The sequence below is a fragment of the Nocardia camponoti genome (assembly GCF_014646135.1).
GTDB classification, from domain to species: Bacteria; Actinomycetota; Actinomycetes; order Mycobacteriales; family Mycobacteriaceae; genus Nocardia; species Nocardia camponoti.
The window spans coordinates 604,628-626,956 of sequence record NZ_BMMW01000002.1 but is presented as its reverse complement, the minus strand read 5'-3'; the positions used below and the strand labels follow the sequence as shown (position 1 = coordinate 626,956).

Below are 22,329 nucleotides of genomic sequence, written 5' to 3'. Positions count from 1 at the left end.
TTCATAACACTGTGTGACCTGCCGGACAAACCCACACTTCTGGGGTTTCGCCCAATAGCTGACCGGTACAGTTTGTAGCGGGAAAGAAAGGCAAATGGTCAGCAATCTTGCAGGTGGGAGGCCCCCACGGCAGGCACCGGAGTCGGGCGCGCAGCTCGGCGCTCTGGAAGCCTATGCCGCACAGGCCCATGGTTATCTCAGTGCCGGTGGTGAACAGCTGACTCAGCTGGCCGGTCTGCTGCGTCCGCTGGTTCTCGAATCGTGGTTACGCAGCATGCGCGGTGGCGTCGATCCTTCCGATGCCATCGATGGTCGCGGCTTGCGTGGTGCCGATCTCGCGCGCTATCGCGACGCCCATCCCATCGCAACGTTGATGCCGCTGATCGACAAACTGCTGGTCCAGGACGCGGCGCATGCCGGACTTATCGTCACGATCGCCGACCAGTTCGGTCGCGTGCTTTCCATTCATGGCAATGACGAGCAGATCGCGGCCGTCGCTGACATCGGCTTGCGCGAAGGCGACGACCTTTCCGAACGCCGGATCGGCACCAACGCGGTTGGCCTTGTCGTGCGCACGGGCCGCGCAACGTGGATTCACGGCCCCGAGCATTTCCTGCATCGCATGCACCAAATCACCGGTGCCGCAGCCCCGATTCACGAGCCAGATGGCCGCCTTGTTGGCGTGCTGATGATTGCCGGCGGGATGCGGGTGGCGAAGCCCGAAATCCTCGCTTTGGTGAAGGCGGCGGCAACGGCTGCCGAAATGGACCTGGTTTTGCGGGCGATGCGCGCGAGCCACGGCGCAAAACCTGAACCAACACCGAATGAGGAACCCGCGCGACTGGGCCTTGACGTGCTGGGTCTCGGCCAACCGCAGCTCAGCATCGGTGGCGACCGCGTGCAGGTGTCGCAACGGCATGCCGAGATCCTGTTGCTGCTCGCCGAACATCCCGAGGGACTTGGTGCCGACCACCTCGCCCTCCTGCTCGACGACACCGACCTCGACAACGGAACGATCCGCGCGGCGATGTCGCGATTGCGGTCGGTTGTTGGCGCGTCGGTGCTCGCGTCGCGCCCTTACCGTCTGCGGGTGCATGTCGCAACCGATGTGGAGGCGTTGCGTGCCGCGCTCGACTCCGGTGATGTTGATTCGGCATTACGCTTGTACGCCGGTCCGGCACTGCCACGCTCGACCGCACCGGGCATTTGCGACATCCGCGACGAGCTTCGCGTGCGCTTACGCACCGCGGTCCTCGCTTCCGGCGACGGCACGGTCCTACGCAAGTGGACATCGACGGCAGAAGGTCGCGACGACGCCGCCGCATGGTCGGCATATCGGGCCGCCGTCGACCGCGATTCACCCCTATATGCGCAGATCGAGGCCAAGATCCGGGTGCTCGACCGCCGCCTCGGTGCGGATGCAACGCAGATGCAACGTTTCGGCCAATAGTGTCACGTTCTGAAAGTGTGGTAGGTCACAACTCGCGCCGAAACGTGGTGTGAGCCACACTTGTGCCCTGGTTGCGGCAATGTTTCAAAACCTTCTGGACGCTCGTCCGAAGTTTTTGGGGGAAAAAGTTTCTTTTTATTAACTGAGCGCCTACTGTCCTCAATGCGTGGCGGGCAGCCATGTGATGCAAGTGACAATGCTGAGGGTGGCTAACCGCCTCAGCCGCGATGTTGGAGGAACGATCAAAAGCTAGGCCGACGACCCACAGCGGGTTCGTCCACATCTCGTCCACATGATCTGTCGGGGATCTTCGCGCGGACGTTGGCCATCGGTGCCCACCGCGCTCATATCGAAAACTCTCAGGCTCGCCGAGGTCTATTTCGTGCTGCCTAAAAGTGTTCGATCAGCTGTTTTTGCGATACGAGGAGGCTCTGGTGCACGGTACGGAGTTGGGTGGGTTCAGCGCGCTACCGCAGGACGTCGAGGTGTCGACACCATTCCCGCTGACGCCAGCGCAGCTTGGCGTTTGGTACGCGCAACTGCTCGATCCCGACGTCCCGATCACCATCGCCCAGTACGTTGACCTGGTCGGCGACCTCGATGTCGACCTGTTCCGTGCCGTCTCAACCGAAGCCGCTCACAGCTACGGCTCTTCGCTCATTCGCCTCGGTGAAGCCGACGGTGTGCCGTTCCAGTACATCGACCACACCATTCGCATCGAAGATGACCTCCCGCTGATCGACCTGCGCGATTACGCCGACCCCATCGCCGCCGCCCACGACTGGATGCGCGCCGAGTTCGGTGCCCCGATCGACATGCTGGTTGACCGCCTCGTCACTGGCGCGATCCTGCGCGTCGCCGACCAGCGCTGGTTCTGGTACCTGCGTGGCCACCACATCGTGCTCGACGGATACGGCGCGTTCACGAACTCATCGCGCATCGCCGAGCTTTACACCGCCCGCACGCTTGGCGTTGACCCGGCGCACGTGGTTCCCGGCGCGCTTGCCGACCTCGTCGACGGTGAACAGCGCTACCGCGATTCGACGCGTTTCGTCGCCGACCGCGCGCACTGGGCTGAGCGCATCGCTGGCGTCGACAGCCCGACGTCACTCGACCTGCGCACGGCCCCGCGCTCGGCGAACAACATCGTTTCCGGTGGCGTGCTGAGCACCCGACTGGTTGAGCGACTAGAAACCATTGCGGCAAGCGATGATTCCGCGCTGTCAGTTGTGCTGCTCGCGGCCTTCGCCGCCTACCTCGGTCGACTAACCGACCGCCCCGACGCCGTGTTGAGCCTGCCGGTGACCGCGCGCACCACCGCGGTGATGCGTCGTTCGGCTGGCATGTTGTCCAACATCGTCCCGCTGCGACTACCCACCGGTGGCGCTGGCGACGAAACGACGTGGCGCGAACTACTGCGCGCCGCACGCGTCGAGGTTGCTGGAGCGTTGCGGCACCAGCGTTACCGCGCCGAAGACATCCGCCGCGACGCCGAAGACGACGGTCGCCCGGCCCGCCGCGCGCTGTTCGGCCCGCTCGCCAACTTCATGCTTTTCCGCAGCGATCTGACGCTCGGCGACGTGACCGGCCGCTACCACGTGCTGTCGACCGGCCCGATCGAAGACCTGAGTCTCAACGTCTATTACGGCGACCGCGACCGCGTCCACCTCGACTTCGAAGCCAACCCCAACCTCTACGACGCCGACACCCTCGCGCGTCACCACAGCCGCTTCCTCGCGTTCCTTGACCGCCTCGCCGCCGCCGACCTGGCTACCCCGCTTGCCGACATCGCCGTCGCGACCGAGCTTGAGTCGCTGGTCAGCACGCGAATCTGGAACGCGACGAACTTCGACGTCGCCGCCGCCCTCGACGCTGACGGGGTCGCTGACCAAACCCTCGCAGCGATGTTCGTCGCGCAGGTCGCACGCACGCCGGACGCCGTCGCGATCCGCATGGGTGACGAAAACCTCACCTACCGCGAACTCGACGCCCGCGCGAACCAGCTCTCCCGACACCTACGTGATTCGGGAATCGGCCCGGAATCGCTTGTCGCGCTGAGCATTCGACGTTCGGTCGACCTCGTTGTCGCCATGTACGCGGTGGTCGCCGCTGGCGCTGCTTACGTCCCGATCGACCCGGACCACCCCGCCGACCGCATCGGTCACATCCTCACCACCGCCGCGCCTGCCGCCGTGCTTACGACCACCCGCGACGGACTCCCGGTCGAAACCTCCGCGCCGGTCATCGCCGTCGACGCCGTCGACCTGACCGCGTACGCGACCACCCCGCTCAACGTCGCGCTGCATCCCGACAACACCGCCTACGTCATCTTCACCTCCGGTTCGACCGGTATGCCGAAGGGCGTCGCCGTCACGCACGCCGCGATCGTCAACCGGCTGGTGTGGATGCAGCGCGCGTACCGCCTTGGCGGCAACGACGTGGTGTTGCAGAAGACCCCGATGACCTTCGACGTTTCGGTGTGGGAGTTCTTCTGGCCCTTGCAGATTGGCGCGACGCTCGCGCTCGCCGAGCATGACGGCCACCGCGACCCCGCGTACCTGCGTCAGGCCATCGCCGACTACGGCGTCACCGTCGCGCACTTCGTTCCGTCGATGCTTGATGCCTTCCTCGCCCAGGGTGAGATCGGCGAAACCTCTTCGCTGCACACGGTTTTCGCGTCCGGCGAAGCCCTGCCCGCACCGCTCGCGCAGCGCCTCCGGTTGCTGACCGGCGCGCGACTACACAACCTGTACGGACCGACCGAAGCCGCCGTCGACGTGACCTTCCACGAGGTCACCGACGCCGACCGCGTCACCGTGCCCATTGGCGCGCCCGTGTACAACACGCGCCTCCATGTTCTCGACTCGCGGCTGCGGCCGGTTCCGATCGGGGCTCCGGGTGAGCTGTATCTGTCGGGGGTACAGCTCGCTCGGGGATACTTCGGCCGACCCGACCTTACCGCTGGTCGTTTTATCGCCGATCCAAGCGACGCGTCAGCGCGCATGTACCGCACCGGCGACCTCGTTCGCTGGACCGCCACCGGCGAGCTGGAATACCTGGGCCGCACCGACTTTCAGGTGAAGTTGCGTGGCTTGCGCATCGAACTTGGTGAGATCGAAGCGGTGCTTGAGAGCGTCGACGGTGCGGCCCGCGCGGTCGTGCTCGTGCGTGACGACGCTGGCGTCGGCGAGCAACTTGTCGCCTACGTCGTGGCTGCCGAACCCGGCGCGGTGACGGTCGATGAGTTGCGTGACGCGGGCCTGCGCGCCCTGCCCGCCTACATGGTTCCCGCCGCGTTTGTGCTGCTTGACGCGCTGCCGGTGAGCGCGGCGGGCAAGCTCGACCGCAAGGCGTTGCCCGCGCCTGAGCGTGTTGTCGTCGCGTACGCCGAGCCGGTTGGTCCGGTGGAAGAGGCCGTCGCGAGGGTGTTCGCCGAGGTGCTTGGTGCTGAGCGAATCGGTCGCGAAGACGATTTCTTCGTCCTCGGTGGCAACAGCCTTGTCGCCACTCAGGTCGCCGCGCGACTCGGCGCTGACCTTGGCTGCCAGCTTGGCGTTCGTGACCTGTTCGGTGCGCCGACCGTCACGCGACTCGCCGCCGTGCTCGCTGAGCGTCTCGCCGACGGAGTCACGGCCGACCTGCCCGCGCTCGTCGCCGGTCCGCGCCCCGCGCTCATCCCGCTTTCCCCTGCACAGCAACGCATTTGGTTCATCAACCGCTTCGATCCGTCCGCGCCCGGCTACAACATGCCGTTCGTCGTGCGGATCAAGGGCAGCACTGACCTGAGCGCGCTCAACGCCGCGCTCGCCCAGGTCGTCGCTCGCCACGAGGCGTTGCGGACGGTGTTCCCTGCCGTGACCGGTCCCGAGGTCGCGGAACAGGTTGTGCTGCCTGCCGATTCGATGAGTTTCGGTGCGCCGATTGTCGCGGAAGACCTCGATGCCGAGCTGACTCGGTTCGCGAATCGTGGCTTCGATCTGGCCGTCGAATCCCCGTTCCGGGCACAGGTTTTCGTCACCGACTCCGAGTGCGCCCTCGCTGTCGTGTTGCATCACATTGCGGCAGACGGTGTTTCGCTCCAGGTGCTAGTGCGTGATGTGCTCACCGCCTATCGCGCCGTCGTCGACGGGGTCGCGCCCGCGTGGGCTCCGCTGAGCGTCCAGTACGCCGACTACTCCCTCTGGCAGCGCGCGCTGCTCGGTTCGGAAGCTGACGCTGGCTCGCTTGCTTCGCGCGAAATCGCTTTCTGGGAGCGCACTCTCGCGCACCTGCCCGATCAGCTTGAGCTTCCGTCGGCGCGCACCCGCCCGACCGAGCCGACGCTGCGTGGCGCACGCCACCACTTCACCATCGACGTCGACCTCCACCGCGACCTCGCCGCACTCGCCGCCCGCGAAGGCGCGTCGCTGTTCATGGTCCTGCACACCGCGCTCGCCGTGCTGCTCTCGCGCATGAGCGGCACCGCCGACATCGCGATCGGCACCGGCGTCGCAGGCCGTGGTGACCGGGCGATCGACGACCTGATCGGCATGTTCGTCAACACCCTCGTGCTGCGCACGGAAGTCGACCCTGCCGCGCCGTTCACTACCGCGCTCGGGCACACGCGAGAGGTCGATTTGGCCGCGTTCGCGCACGCGACCGTGCCGTTCGACCGGCTCGTCGACGTCGTTAACCCGGCCCGTTCGCAGTCGCGGCACCCGCTGTTCCAGGTCGCGTTGAACTTCCAGGCCGTGCTCGATACCAGCTTCGACATCGACGGTGTTCCGGCGCAGGTGCACGAGATCGCGCTGGACACAACGAAGTTCGACTTGCAGTTCACGCTTGCCGAGCATCGCACCGACGTGCCATCGGGTATCGATGCTGAAGTCCTTTACGCCACAGACCTTTTCGATTGCGACGACGTTGCCGCGCTCGGCACGCGCTTCGTCGAGCTGCTGACGGCGGCCGCCGCCGCACCGCACACCGCGGTTGGTGACCTCGCGCTGCTCTCGGAAGGCGAGTACGCGCGACTCACCGCGATGAGCGGCGGCCCCGTCAGCGCCACCGGTCTGCTTCCTGACCTACTCGCGGCTGCTGTCGCCGCCGATCCCGAGCGCGTCGCGGTGACCGACGGGGTGCGTTCGCTGAGTTACCGCGAACTCGACCGCGCATCGTCGCGTCTTGCCCGCGTCCTCATCGATGGCGGTATCGGGCCCGATGACATTGTCGCCGTTGGGGTTCCGCGGTCGATCGAGTCGGTGCTCGCGGTGTGGGCGGTCGCGAAGTCGGGTGCCGCGTGGCTGCCCGTTGATCCGAGCTACCCGCTCGACCGGATCACGCACATGATCACCGATTCCGGTGCGCGCGTTGGACTTACGGTGCTTGTGTCGGCAGGTTCGCTGCCGGACTCGATCGAGTGGCTTGTGCTCGATGAGCTCAAGCTGATGGCTGAATGTGCCGCTCGCGCAAGCGATCCGGTTGCCGATGCCGAGCGGGTGCGCCCGCTGCGCGCAGGACAGCTCGCTTACGTCATCTACACGTCCGGCTCCACCGGGCTGCCCAAGGGCGTGCTGGTCACGCAGGCCGGTATCGCCGGGTTCGCCGCCGAAGAATCCGACCGCATGTTCGGCACCCCCGACGCGCGCGTGTTGCAGGTCGGGTCCCCGTCGTTCGACATCTCGGTGATGGAACTGCTGCTCGCGGTGAACTCCGCTGCGACGCTGGTGATCGCGCCTACCGGTCAGCACGTGGGTGCTGAACTGGCGCAACTACTTTCGACGCAGCGCGTGACGCACGTGCTGATCACGCCGTCGGCGTTGTCGGTGCTTGACCCGGCGACGCTGCCCGACCTGCGGATGATCATGGTCGGTGGCGAAGCGTGCCCGCGTGAGCTGGTTGGGCGCTGGACCTCCGGTGGGGTTGAGCGCGCGTTCGTGAACGCGTACGGGCCGTCGGAGACGACGATCGCGACGAACATCTCCGCCCCGTTGACCGCGGATGCCGAACTGACACTTGGTCTTCCGCTTCGCGGCATTCGCGAGTGGGTACTCGACAGCCGTTTGCAGCCGGTCCCGGTTGGTGTGGCGGGAGAGCTGTACGTGGCGGGCGCGCAGCTCGCACGTGGTTACCGCGACCGCGCCGACCTGACCTTCGGTCGCTTCGTCGCGTGCCCGTGGGCACCGGGCGAGCGGATGTACCGCACCGGCGACCTGGTCCGCTGGACCACCGAAGGGACGCTCGAATACCTCGGCCGCAACGACGACCAGGTGAAACTGCGCGGCTTCCGTATTGAGCTGGGCGAGATCGAGGGTGTGCTCGCGGCCCAGGATGCGGTGCGCTCGGCGGTCGTGGTCGTGCGCAGCGACGCGCACCGAGGCGACCACTTGGTTGCGTACGTGGTGCCGAATGCGCGCGGGTCGCGCATCGCTCGGCCTGATCGCGTGGCGTTGGTGGACACGGTCGACGGCAGCACGCGCGTCACGGCGGGCGTTGACGGCGTGATGTCCGTGGACACGGTCGACGGCAGCACGCGCGTCACGGCGGGTGTTGACGGCGTGGCGTCCGTGGATACGGTCGACGTCAGCACGCGCGTCACGGCGGGCGTTGACGGCGTGATGTCCGTGGACACGGTCGACGGCAGCACGCGCGTCACGGCAGGTGTTGACGGCGTGGCGTCCGCGGACACGGTCGACGTCAGCGCGCGCATCACCGCCGGTGCTGGGTCGGCTGGCGGTGCGGAAGCCGCGGGCAGCGGTTCGCTCGACGTCGATGCTCTGCTCACCGCCGTGCGTGGCCGTCTCGCCGCGCACATGGTCCCGTCGGCGGTCGTCGTGCTCGACGAACTGCCGCTTACGCCCAACGGCAAGCTCGATCGTCGCGCGCTGCCCGAACCCGTCTATGCCGCAACGGAATTCCGTGCGCCCGCGCCCGGTGTTGAGACCGTTGTCGCCTCCGTGTTCGCCGACGTGCTCGGCGTTGAGCTCGTCGGTGCTGACGATGACTTCTTCGCCCTCGGCGGCAACTCGCTGATCGCGACCCAGGTCGCTTCGCGCCTCGGTGCCGCACTGAACCAAAACGTGTCGCTCCGTACGCTTTTCGAAGCGCCGACTGTCGCCGGTCTCGCTGCCGCAGTGCAGATTCAGGACGCGACAGCCGCCCGTCGCCCGCTGGTCGCGGGGGAGCGGCCCGCGCATGTGCCGCTGTCGTACGCCCAGCAGCGCATGTGGTTCATGAACCAGTTCGACGCCGATTCGGTCGCCGACAACATCGCCGCCGCGATCCGCCTCACCGGCCAGCTCAACGAGCAGGCGTTGCGTTCGGCGATCGCCGACGTTGTCGCGCGTCATGAGTCGCTGCGCACGCGCTACCCGTCTGTCAATGGCATCGGGTATCAGGAAGTGTTGTCGCCCGACGAGGTTGGCATTGAGCTCATCGCTGAATCGCTGATCGGCGACGCTGACTCGACCGGTCTGGTTGCATCGGCCGAGGCAACGAATCCTTCGAACGACGCGACCCTCGCGGCGGCCGACGCGAGCGCACACGCCGATGCCGGGCGCGTCAACGCCCAGCTCATCGCCCGCATCCGCGAACTCGCCGCGCAGCCCTTCGCCGTCGGCGAGGCCGCACCCGTTCGCCTGCACCTGATCGCTACGGCCGAAGACGAGCACGTCCTCGTCCTCGTCGTGCACCACATCGCCGCCGACGGCTGGTCGGTCGCGCCGCTCACCCGCGACGTGATGGTCGCCTACGCCGCCCACCTCACCGGCGACGCCACCCCCATCGCCCCGCTCGCCGTGCAGTACGCCGACTTCACCCTCTGGCAGCGCGAAACACTTGGCGACGAGGATGACCCGCAGTCGCTCCTTTCGCGCCAAATCGATTTCTGGACAACCGAACTCGCCGAACTTCCCGACCTGCTCGAACTCCCCACTGACCGCCCGCGCCCCGCCGTCGCGACCGGCCGCGGCGCACGCACCACCTTCGACGTCACCGCTGACCTCGCAACCTCCCTGCGCGGCATCGCGACCAGCAATGGCGCGTCGCTGTTCATGGTCATGCACGCGGCGTTCGCGGCCACCCTCGCGAAGCTGTCGGGGCAGCGCGACATTGCCGTCGGCACCCCGGTCGCCGGTCGCGGTGACCAGGCGCTCGACGGGCTCGTCGGCATGTTCGTCAACACCCTGGTGCTCCGCAGCGCCGTCGCCCCGTCGGCCACGTTCGCCGAGCTGCTGACCCAGGTCCGCGACGGTGACCTGCGCGCACTCGCCAACGCCGACGTCACCTTCGACCGCCTCGTCGAGGTGCTCAACCCCGTGCGCTCCACCGCGCGCCACCCGCTGTTCCAGGTGCTGATCGACTTCCAGAACAACTCGGTGACCGAGCTGGCCTTGGCTGGCCTCACCGCGTCGGAAATCGAAATCGACACGCAGACAGCCAAATTCGATCTGCAACTCACCCTGCGCGAGACCGATTCGGGCATCGCGGGCCGGTTCGAGTACGCGACCGACCTGTTCGACGCGCAGACCGTCACAAGTTTCGGCACCCGCTTCGTGCGGATGCTGGAGGAGGTGGCCGCCGATCCCAGCGTCGTGATCGGCGACATCGACCTGCTTAGCGACACCGAGCGCGCGGACCTGACCCACAACTGGGCGCAGTCCGCTCCTGACGGTGGCACCGGACTGTTCGCCAACCCCGAAGCGACCCTGGCTGACCTGGTTGACGCGATGGTTGCCGAGCACGGCGACCGGACCGCCGTGAAGTTTGGTGATGAGTCGCTGACCTACTCCGAGCTTGACCGTCGCGCGAACACCTTGGCGCGCAAGCTTATTGGCGAAGGCGCTGGCCCTGGCCAGTTGGTCGCGGTAATCCTGCCGCGTTCGCTCGACCTCGTTGTCGCGCTGCTCGCGGTGGTCAAGTCGGGTGCCGGCTACGTCCCGATCGACCCGACCTACCCGGCCGATCGCATCGCCTACGTGCTGTCCGATGCCGCGCCGGCGAGCGTGATTGTCGACGGCACTGTCGATGTTGAACTGCCCGCGAACCTCACGGTTGTGTCGATGGCTGGGTTCGGTGTTGAAACGGGCGACCTGGTTGACGCGGGTGAAGGCCCGATCACCGACGCTGACCGCATCGCGCCGCTGCATTCGGCGAACACCGCCTACGTCATCTACACCTCCGGCTCGACTGGCCGCCCCAAGGGTGTCGTGGTCGCGCACTCCAATGTGGTCAAGCTGTTCGCTAATACCGATCGCGAGTTCGGGTTCGGGCCTGACGACGTGTGGACGATGTTCCACTCCAGCGCCTTCGACTTCTCCGTCTGGGAACTCTGGGGTGCGCTGCTCTACGGCGGCACCGTCGTCGTCGTTGACTACTACGTCTCCCGTTCGCCAGAACAGTTCCTCGAACTGCTCTCGCGTGAAAACGTGACCGTGCTCAACCAAACGCCGTCGGCGTTCTACCAGCTTGCTGAGGTGGAACGCACGAACCCGACGCCACTTGCGTTGCGGTACGTCGTCTTTGGTGGTGAAGCGCTCGAACTTTCACGTCTGCGCGACTGGATGGTCCGCAACGGCGACGGTTCCAACGGTTCGACCGGCCCGCAGCTGGTCAACATGTACGGCATCACCGAAACCACCGTGCACGTCACACACCGCGTCCTCGACCTCGAAACCGTCACCAACGCAACGGGTTCGGTGATCGGCAAGGCCATCGCGGGACTGTCGGTCTACGTGCTCGACACGCGCCTGAACCCGGTCCCGGTCGGCGTTCCTGGCGAGATTTACGTGGCCGGTCCGCAGCTGACGAACGGCTACCTGGGTCGTGAAGAACTCAGCATTGCCCGCTTCGTCGCGAACCCGTTCACCAACACCGGCGAACGCCTGTACCGTTCCGGCGACCTCGGCCGCTGGAACGCCGCGGGCGAACTCGAACACCTCGGTCGCGCTGACGACCAGGTCAAGGTTCGTGGTTTCCGTATCGAACTCGGCGAAATCGAAGCCGCGCTCCTCGCGATCGACGCCGTCACCCACGCCGCGGTGATCGTCCGCAACGACAACCGCGTCAGCGACCAGCTCGTCGGCTACGTCGTCACCACGGAACCTGTTGATACCGAACAGCTTCGGGCCCAGTTGGGCGAGTCGTTGCCCGCGTACATGGTTCCGTCGGTGCTCATGGTCCTCGACGCGCTGCCGCTGACCGTGAACGGCAAGCTCGATCGCAAGGCCCTGCCCGTTCCCACGTTCGCGACCGCGACCTTCCGTGCGCCGCAAACCCCGACCGAACAGCTCGTCGCGCAAACCTTCGCCGACCTGCTCGCTTTCCCCGCCGACCGCGAAGTCGGCCTCGACGATGACTTCTTCGCCATCGGTGGCAACTCGCTCACCGCGACGCAGGTGATGGCGCGCCTCGGTGCCGCCCTCGACACCCAGCTCCCGGTCCGCGTCCTCTTCGAAGCCCCGACCGTCGCCGCACTCGCCGCCGAATGCGCGGCGCGCAGCGGTAGCGGTGGCCGCGCCGCACTGGTCGCAAGCCCGCGCCCCGAGCGCATCCCGCTGTCGGCCGCTCAGCGCCGCATGTGGTTCCTCAACCGCTACTTCGCCGACGCCGACATCGACGGCCCCGGCGACGCGGTCGACAACATCCCGGTGGCGCTACGCCTGACCGGCACTGTCGACGCGGAGGCGTTGGGCGTGGCTTGGTCCGACGTCCTGACCCGCCACGAAATCCTCCGCACGACGTACCCGGATGGCCCCGCGGGCCCGGAACAGGTAATCCTCCCGGTCCAAGCAATCCGCAACGCATGCTCGGCAGTCGTCGCCGCGTCGCCCGACGCAACCTGCGACGGCACGGCGAGCAGCGCATCTGTCGCGGATGCGGCTCCTGCTACCGCGACAGATGACTCGGCCGAACCCGCCAGCGCTCTCGCGACAACCGCGCTGCACACCAGCACAGTCCCAGCCGACGCCGTCGAAGCACACGTACTCTCCTGCGCCGCAACCCGTTTCGATCTCACCACCGACGTCCCCGTCCGCGCCAACCTCCTCTCCGTCGACGGCACCAACGAGCACGTCCTCGTCCTCGTCATCCACCACATCTCCGCCGACGGCTTCTCCCTCGGCCCGCTGGCCGCCGACCTCATGGCCGCCTACGCCGCGCGCACCACCGGCACCGCCCCAACCTGGGCCGAACTACCCGTCCAGTACGCCGACTACGCGCTCTGGCAGGCCGAAACCCTCGGTGACGCAACCGATCCCGACAGCGAAGCCGCAACGCAGCTCGCCCACTGGACCACCGCGCTCGCCGGCCTCCCCGAGCAGCTCGAACTGCCGACCGACCGCCCACGCCCGGTCGAGTCGACCTTCCGTGGCGCGACGCACCGCTTCACCGTCGACTCCGACCTGCACAGCGAACTGCGCGAACTGGCACGCAAGTACGACGCGACCCTGTTCTCCACCATCCACGCCGCCCTCGCCGTGCTACTCGCGCGGCTGTCCGGCGGTAGCGACATCGCGATCGGCACGCCGGTCGCCGGACGTGGTGATCAGGCGCTCGACGGGCTCGTCGGCATGTTCGTCAACACCCTCGTTTTGCGTTCGCAGATCGACCCGCGCGCCGAATTCGAGTCGACGCTCGACGCCGTCCGCGCCGCCGACATCGACGCCCTTTCGCACGCTGACCTGCCGTTCGAGCAGATCGTCGACGCGATGAACATCTCGCGCGCACGCAACCGCCACCCGCTGTTCCAGGTGGCGCTCGTGCTGCAGAACTTCACCGTGCCGACCCTCGAACTGCCCGAACTTACCGTCGCCCCAATCGATTTCGACGCGCAGGTCGCCAAGTTCGACCTCCAGTTCACCGTCAACGAGAACGCCGATGTCGATGGCCGCGCCAACGGCATGTCGATCGAAATCGGTTACGCCACCGACCTTTACGACAACGCGAGCGTCGCCACTCTCGCCCGCCGTTTCACCCAGGTGCTCTCGGCTGTCGTCGCTGACCCGACCGTCGTCGTTGGCGACATCCAACTCCTCAGCGCCGAAGAACAGCAGCGCGCGCTCTACGACTGGGCGAGCACGGGCGAAGCGGTCACCGCTGACGAAACCGAGACGCTCGTCGCCCGGTTCGCGAAAGCGGCAGCTGCCAACCCTGACGCCGTCGCGGTCAAGGCAGGCGAAAACCAGCTCACCTACGCTGAACTCGACGTGTGGTCCAACCGCCTCGCCCGTCGCCTCATCGGCGCTGGCGTTGGCCCGGAAACCCTTGTCGCCGTTGCGATGCCGCGCACCATCGAACTCGCGGTCGCACTGCTGTCGGTCCTGAAAGCGGGCGCGGGTTACCTCCCGATCGACCCCAACTACCCGGCTGACCGCATCGAATACCTGATCGACGACGCCCGCCCGCTCTGCGCGATCGCCAACACCGAGTCGGGCCTCCCGCGCGACTGGTTCGGCGGCCCCGTCCTCGACCCCGCGTGCGGCAACCTGCTCGACTTCGCGGGCAACCCCATCACCGACGCCGACCGTCGCACCCCGCTGACCCCGGGCAACACCGCCTACGTCATCTACACCTCGGGTTCGACCGGTCGCCCCAAGGGTGTGGTGATCCCGCACGCGAATGTCATTGCGCTGCTTGATAACACCGCGCGCCACTTCGCATTCGGCCCTGACGACGTGTGGACGATGTTCCACTCCTACGCCTTCGACTTCTCGGTGTGGGAGCTGTGGGGCGCGCTGCTGCACGGCAGTTCGGTCGTGCTCGTCGACTACTTCACCTCGCGCTCGCCCGAGCAGTTCCGCGACCTGCTGCGCACCGAAGGCGTGACGGTTCTCAACCAGACCCCGTCGGCCTTCTACCAGCTCATCGCTGCCGACTTGGCAAGTGAGCCAACCGAATACGCGCTGCGCACGGTGATCTTCGGCGGCGAAGCGCTGGAACCACAGCGGCTCGCCCCGTGGTTCGCGCGCTACGGCACAACGCCGCAGCTGGTGAACATGTACGGCATCACCGAAACCACGGTGCACGTCTCGTATCGCGAGATCACCCCCGAAACCGGGTCGGCAAGCGTGATCGGTGGTGCGATCGCGGGTTTGACTGTGCGCGTGCTTGATTCGCGCCTGCGTCCGGTCCCGGTCGGCGTGCCCGGCGAGATCTACGTCTCCGGCACCCAGCTGGCACGCGGCTACCTTGCCCGCCCCGACCTCACCGCAAGCCGCTTCGTCGCCGACCCGTACGGCGCGGCGGGCACCCTCACCTACCGCACCGGCGACCTCGCGCGCTGGACCGCCGACGGCGACCTTGAGTATCTGGGCCGCGCCGATCAGCAGGTGAACCTGCGCGGTTTCCGCATCGAACTCGGCGAGATCGAGGCCGCGTTGCTCACGTCGTCGCTCGCGCCGCGTGAGGTCGCGGTGATCGTGCGTACCGACTTGGTCGACGAGCCGCGCATCGTCGCGTACGCGGTCGCCGACACCCAAATCGACACCGCAGCACTGAAACTCGAACTCGCGCGCACGCTGCCCGAGCACATGCTGCCCGCCGCGATCGTGTCGGTCGACCGCATCCCGCTCACGGTCAACGGCAAGCTCGACCGCGCCGCGCTGCCCGCGCCGGTGTTTGAAACCACCGCCTACCGCAAGCCGACCGGCGTCGCGGAGGAAATCGTCGCTGGCGTTTTCGCCGAGGTCCTCGGCCTTGACCTTGTTGGCGCTGACGACGACTTCTTCGCTATCGGCGGCAGCTCGCTGCTCGCCGCGAAGGCCGCCGCCCGCATCGGTTCGGCGCTCGACCGTCGCGTCGGTGTCCGGACGCTGTTCGAATCGCCGCGGGTCGCCGACCTCGCCGCCGCCGTCGCCGCGTTGGCATCGGGTGATCGACCGGCGCTCGTTGGGAGGGAACGCCCTGCGGCACTTCCGCTTTCTCCCGCGCAGCAGCGCATGTGGTTCCTGAACCGCTTCGATCGCGCGTCGGTCGCGTACAACATCCCGTTCGCGCTGCGCCTGACCGGTGACCTCAACGTCGCCGCGTTCACCGCTGCCGTTGGCGACGTGATCGCGCGACACGAGTCGCTGCGCACGCACTACCCCGAGGTCGACGGGTCGCCGGTCCAGGTGATCATGCCGACAACAACGCCCGACCTCACGCCGATGAGTGTCTCGGCGGAGGAATTGCCAAGCGCCATCGGCGAAGTCGCGATGACGACCTTCGACGTGACTAGCGAAGTGCCGGTCCTGCTTCGCCTGTTCCAGCTCGACGAAACCGAATTCGTCCTCGCTGCCGTCCTGCATCACATCGCCGCGGACGGTTCGTCGATCACCCCGTTCGTCGCGGACCTTATGCGCGCCTACACCGCGCGCCTCGCCGACACCGCACCCGGCTGGACCCCGCCCGCCGTGCAGTTCGCCGACTACGCGCTGTGGCAGCGCGAGATGCTTGGCGAAGAGTCTGACGCGAACTCGGTTGCCGCGCAGCAGGTTAACTACTGGGCGAACCAGCTCAAGGGCCTGCCCGACCAGCTCGCTCTCCCGACCGACCGCCCGCGCCCCGCGCGCCAGAGCATGCGCGGCGACAAGGTCACCTTCACGCTCGACGCGGACGTCCACGCCGCGCTGGTCGCCGTCGGTCGCCGCAGTGGCGCGACGCTGTTCATGGTCGTGCACGCCGCGTTCGCCGCGCTGCTTGCTCGCCTGTCGGGCACCACCGACATCGCGGTCGGCACGCCGATCGCTGGTCGCGGTGAACCGGAACTTGACGAGGTCATCGGCATGTTCGCGAACACCATCGTGCTTCGTACGGAAGTCGATGCGGCACAGCCGTTTACCGAGCTGCTCGAATCCGCACGCGGCTCGGACATCGCGGCGTTGGGCCACGCTGACGTGCCGTTCGAACGGCTCGTCGAGGTGCTCAACCCGGCCCGCTCGACCGCGCGACACCCGCTGTTCCAGGTTGGCTACTCCTTCCAGAACCACGAACGTCGCGCGCTTGAACTGCCCGGTTTGACCGTGGAAGAGGTCGAATTTGATGCTGGCGTAGCACAATTCGATCTGCACCTTTTCGCGAAGGACAACTACAGCTTCGATGGCTCGGCCGCCGGAATCGAGCTCGTTTTCGGTTACGCGACCGACCTGTTCGACGCGATGTCGGCGCGGCGGTTCGCGGCACAGTTGACGCGGATCTTCGAAACGGTCGCGGCAACGCCGGAAACCGTTGTCGGCGATCTTGATCTGCTCGGCCCGGACGCCGCCCAGTTCGCGCAATGGAACGAAACCGCGCGCCCGGTCGAACCGGCAACGCTCGCATCGATGGTCGCTGACCAGGCCGCGCGCACCCCGGCCGCGACGGCACTGGCGACCAACGAGGGCGCCCTCGATTACGCGACGTTCGACGCGCGCGTCAACACCCTCGCGCACCACCTCATCGGCGCGGGTGTCGGCCCGGAACGCACGGTCGTGCTGTCGATGCAGCGCAGCGTTGACCTGGTGATCGCGATGCACGCGGTGGTCCGCGCCGGCGGCGCGTACGTGCCGATCGACCCGACGCACCCGGCCGACCGCATCGCCTACATCATCGAAACCTCGTCTCCTGTCTGCGTTTTGACGACGGTGGCCGAGGGCGTTCCCGTCGCGGTGAACGTGCCGGTCATTGAGGTCGACGGCCTTGGCGACGCGCTCACCACGGCACCCATCACCGATGCCGACCGCATCGCCCCGCTGCGTCCAGAGCACCCCGCCTACGTGATCTTCACGTCCGGGTCAACGGGCCTGCCCAAGGGCGTCGCCATCCCGCACAACGCGATCGTCAACCAAATCGCTTGGTTGCATTCACGTTTCGAGATGACCGCGCGCGATCGCGTTGTCCTCAAGACCCCATCGACGTTCGACGTCTCGGTCTGGGAATTTTGGGGACCGCTCACCATCGGTGCCACGCTCGTCGTCGCTGAACTGGGTGCCGAGCGTGACCCCGACCTGCTCCGGGCAACGATGGCCGCGCACGACATCACCATCCTGTGCGCGGTTCCGTCGCTGGTCACGATGCTGCTCGCCAACGGCGACCGGCTGCCGGAGTCCCTGCGCGCGGTGCTCGCGATCGGCGAAGCGCTGCCGGTCGCGACGGCACACCAGTTCCGGCTGGCCACCGACACCGCGACGCTCTACAACACGTACGGGCCGACGGAAGCGGCCGTGTCGATCACCGAATACGCGGTCGAAGAAGAGCCGACCAACTTCGTTTCGATCGGCGGTCCGCTCTGGAACAGCGCGGTTCACGTGCTCGATTCGCGCCTGCGTCCGGTGCCCGTGGGTGTCGCTGGCGAGCTCTATCTCGCTGGTGTGCAGCTCGCGCGCGGCTACTTCGGTCGGCACGCGCTGACGTCCGACCGCTTCGTCGCGAACCCGTTCGGCGAGCCGGGCGAGCGCATGTACCGCACCGGCGACGTCGTCCGCTGGCATGCCGACGGCACCCTTGAGTACCTCGGCCGCGTCGACTTCCAGGTCAAGATCGGCGGATTCCGCATCGAACTTGGCGAAATCGAAACCGCGATGCTGCGCTGCCCGAACGTGCGCGCCGCCGTTGCTGTTGCCAAACAGGACGACAACGGTGCCCGACTCGTCGCCTACGCGACCGTCGATAACCCGGCCGCGCCTGGCATCGTCGAAGAAATTCGCGCCCAGCTCACCGCCGACCTGCCCGCGTACATGGTGCCGAGCGCGCTGGTGATCCTCGACGAGTTCCCGTTCAACTCAAGCGGCAAGGTCGACCGTGGTCAGCTGCCCGAGCCCGAGTTCGCGAACGCGGAGTTCCGCGCACCGGTGACCGAGCTTGAGCAGTTGGTCGCCGCGACCTTCATTGAGGTAATCGGTTGTGCGACAGCCGGTCTCGATGACGACTTCTTCGCTGTTGGCGGTAATTCACTCACCGCGACCCGTGTCGCCGGTCGACTCAGCGCTGCCCTTGGCGCTCAGGTGCCGGTGGCCGCCGTCTTCGAAACACCGACCGTCGCCGCGCTGGCCGCCCGGCTCGAAACGCTCGACCGCGGAGACAAGCGGCCTGCCCTGGTCAAGCGGACCGAAACCGGCCCTGCCGTCCTTTCACCAGCCCAGCAGCGCATGTGGGTGCTGCATCAGCTCGCGCAGAACTCGGCCGCCTATCACATCCCTGCCGCGATCCGCCTGACCGGCGACCTCAACCTGGCCGCGCTGCGCGGTGCCGTCGCCGACGTGCTCGCCCGGCACGACACGCTGCGCACCCGCTACCCCGACACGGCCGACGGCCCGGTGCAGCAGGTGATGCCCGCGTGGTCGAATTCGGTTGACCTCGAACCAATTTCGGTTTCGCACGACGACATCATGGCTCGCGTCAGCGCGCTCGTCGCCCAGCCGTTCGACATCACCGCTGCCCCGCCGGTTCGCGTCGCGCTGTATCGCCTCGCACCGGATGAGCACGCGCTCGTCGTCGTCGTGCACCACATCAGCGCCGACGGGTACTCGGTCGCGCCGCTGGTCACCGACCTCGTTCGCGCTTACGTCGCGCGGAACGCGGGCGTCGACCCCGAGTGGACGCCGCTGGAAATCCAGTACGCCGACTTCAGCGTCTGGCAGCGCGACCTGCTCGGCGACGAAGCAGATCCCGACAGCGTGGTGAGCCGTCAGCTCACGTACTGGACCCGCGAACTCGCTGGCGCGCCCGAACTGCTCGCGCTCCCGACCGACCGTCCGCGTGCCGCGCGACGGGAAATGCGGGCGGCGGCAATCGAATTCGATATCGATGCGCAGCTAACCCATCGCCTCGACGAGGTCGCTCGCGACAACGGAACGACCCTGTTCACCGTTGTGCACAGCGCGCTCGCGGTGCTGCTCGCCAAGCTGTCGGGCAGCTCCGACATCACCATCGGCGTACCGGTCGCCGGACGTGGTGCGCGCGAACTTGACGATCTGGTCGGCATGTTCGTCAACACCGTCGCCCTGCGGACCGAGATCGAGTCGCGTGGCCCGTTCACCGACCTGCTCGCCCAGGCAAAGCGACGCGACCTCGCCGCGCTCGCCAATGCCGACGTGCCATTCGAGCAGATCGTCGACGCGATGGGTCGCCCGCGCACCGGCGCGTTCACCCCGCTGTTCCAGGTGATGCTCACCTTCCAGAACATGCCGCCGACCAGCATCGAACTGCCTGGGCTGACCGTCGAACCGCTCGACCCCGGCCTCGCCGAAGCGAAGTTCGACCTGCACCCGACGATCTTGCAGCGCTACGACACCGACGGCGTGCTTGACGGTCTCGACGTCGCGTTTGGCTACGCGACCGACATCTTCGATGAGTCGACGATCGTCGCGATGACCGAGCGGTTCCGCTCCGTGCTCACCGCGATCGCCGCCGACCCGACCGTCGCCGTTCGCGCGATCGACGTGCGCACGGCAGCGGAGAAGACGCCGCCGAAACCGCGGTTGTCGATCGCTGACCTGCCGACCCTTGTTGGTTCGGCGGCCCGCATCGCACCCCAGGTCGTCGCCTTCACGCACGGCGACCACGAGGTGTCCTACGGCGCGCTCGACGCCAAGCTCACCGCGGTGCGCAGGTCGATGGGTGCGGCGATGAAGCCCGAAGCGCTGGTCAACGTCGCCCTCGCTGGCTTGGTGCCGGGCGTGCTCGCCGCCCTCGGCGCGACCGGGCTCACCAACACCTTGCAGACCCTCATCACCGATGCCGCCGCAGTGACAGCGGGCTCGGGACCAGTCGACGACTCGGAAGGAACCCGGTGATCTCTCCGCAGCACACCGATTCGCCCCTGTTGGACCCAAGCCAGAGCTTCGGTGCCGAACCCGGCACCCTACTCGCTGAGTTCGCCGCCCAACTCGCGCTCGACCCGGACGCACTTGCGGTCCGCCACGGCGAAACCCCGCTCAGCTACGGCGAACTCGCCGAGCTGGTCGCGGCTAAAGCCGCCGCGCTCGTTGCGCGTGGGGTCGGGCTGGAAACGACGGTCGCCATCGCGATGACCCGGTCGATCGACCTTGTCGTCGCGGTACACGCGGTGCTCGCCGCAGGCGGCGCGTTCGTGCTGCTCGACCCGGCCGCGCCGCGCGAAACCCGTGAGCGGGCGATCGAACTGGCCGCGCCGAGTTTGGTCTTGACCGATTCGGGGAACGAAAGTGGCATCGCCGCTGAACCAGTTCGACTACCCAGGCCGGGTGCCGACAACCCCGCCTACCTCGTCGTCGATGTCCCCGCCGCCTCCGCCGTCGTGATCGGTCACCGTGCCGCACGCGCCAATGCGCTTTGGCGGCAACGTCTTTGCGGTCTCAGCGCTGGCGACTCCGTGCTGTGGCGCGCGCCGCTCGACACCCAGCACGCCGTCGGCGAACTGTTACTCGCCCTGCAAACCGGGGCCGCGCTCGTGCTCGCCGACGAACCCGAACTCGGTGACGCCGTCGCCGACAACGCCGTCACCACCGTGTGCGTTTCCCCGGACGACCTCGCCGGACTCGTCGCCCACCCGGACGCCGAATCTCGACTCGACTCGCTGCGCGTCATCCTCAGCAGCGGCGCGCCACTGCCCACGCAGACCGCAGCTGAGCTGCGCGCGGTCAGCGGAGCGACGCTGTGGCACCTGTACGGTCGCGCCGAAACCGCTGGCGAGGTTGTCGCGCATGAGGTCACCGGCGCGGACACCGCCGTTATCCCGCTCGGGCTTGCCGCCGACGACGTGGAACTGCTTGTCCTTGACGAACACCTTGCCCCCGTCGCTGACGGCGAGGTGGGCCAGCTTTACGTCTCCGGCGTGCAGCTCGCGCGCGGTTACCTCGGCCGTCAGTCGACCGCCGCGACCTTCCTCGCCAATCCCGCTGGGCCCGTTGAGGATCGGATGTTCGCGACCGGCGAACTCGTTCGCTTGCGCGACGCCCCGTACGGACCTGGTGCTGAGCTGGAATTCGTCGGTCGCGTCGAAAGTTCGCCGTTGGCAGGTGAACTCGTGCTCGACGAGTTCGAAGCTCAAGCCCAAACGACGCCGTTCGATCCGGCCGTTGTCCACATCCCCGGCGGCAGCGCGCCGACCGCGATCATCACCTACGGCGATCTTGACCGGCGAACCAACCAGCTCGCGCGCCACCTCAACGCCATCGGTATCGGTCCGGAATCGGCCGTCGTCATCGACGTGCCCCGTTCGATCGAACTGATCATCGCCATCTACGCCGTGCTCAAAGCGGGCGGCGCGGTGGTCCCGACCGACAGCGGGGTCGCCCTGCCGGAAATCCTGCGCGCCGCCGATCCCGCCGCGCTGCTGACTGTCGACGATCGCGTGCCGTTCATCGCCGACGAGTTCCCGGTTGTCGTGCTCGACCGCGTGCACCTGTCGCACTACTCCGACGAACCGCTCGCCGCGAGTGACCGCGAAACCGCCGTACTGCCATCGCATCCCGCGTTTATCTTGTTCGGCCCCGGCTCGGCGCGCGCGACACACGTCACGCACGCGGCCGCCGTAAACCGGCTCGTTGACGAGCCCGGCCGACACTTCACCGCGCGCGACGTGCACTTACAACCCGACATTGGCAGCGTGACCACCCAGTGGCGCGGCTACCTTGCCCCGCTGCGCGTCGGCGCGACGCTTGTCCTCACCGAAGCGACGCCAGACCCAAACCACCGCGCCGACGTGCTCGCGTCGGCGACCCACATTCTCGACCGCCGACTGCAACCGACCGGCCCGGGCGTCGCCGGTGAGGTTTACCTGGCAGGCGACCAACTCGCCATCGGCTACCGCGCCGACCCGGCGACCACAGCGGCCCGCTTCATCGCGAACCCCTTTGGTCGCCCGGGCGAACGACTTTTCCGAACGGGCGGCTACGGGCGATGGGACGTCGACGGCCACGCCGCGACACTCGTCCGACTGCCCGCCCCCGCAACCGCTGCCTGACAGC

General features: G+C 67.3%; 3 protein-coding genes. All 3 read left to right on the top strand.

Translation table 11 applies throughout. From position 1 onward, the window contains the following. Window positions 1–94 precede the first annotated feature (94 nt). The 3 genes from IEX78_RS10830 (at window position 95) to IEX78_RS10815 (ending at window position 22,325) form a co-directional block, all read left to right on the top strand. A complete protein-coding gene (locus tag IEX78_RS10830) occupies window positions 95–1,450 on the top strand; it encodes a GAF domain-containing protein (RefSeq protein ID WP_188828778.1) in 1,356 nt (451 codons plus the stop codon). 434 nt (window positions 1,451–1,884) lie between these two features. Next, on the top strand, window positions 1,885–20,175 hold the full coding sequence (locus IEX78_RS10820; protein WP_229683873.1) for a non-ribosomal peptide synthase/polyketide synthase: 18,291 nt from the start codon (window positions 1,885–1,887) through the stop codon (window positions 20,173–20,175). Continuing rightward, window positions 20,172–22,325: an AMP-binding protein gene (locus IEX78_RS10815; protein ID WP_188828777.1), complete on the top strand. Its 2,154-nt coding sequence runs from the start codon at window positions 20,172–20,174 to the stop codon at window positions 22,323–22,325. Before IEX78_RS10820 ends, IEX78_RS10815 begins: the two co-directional genes overlap by 4 nt. Window positions 22,326–22,329: the final 4 nt, after the last annotated feature.

Coding starts and splice junctions, on each gene's coding strand:
- IEX78_RS10830 (WP_188828778.1), top strand. CDS start 95: ATGGTCAGCAATCTTGCAGGTGGGAGGCCCCCACGGCAGGCACCGGAG.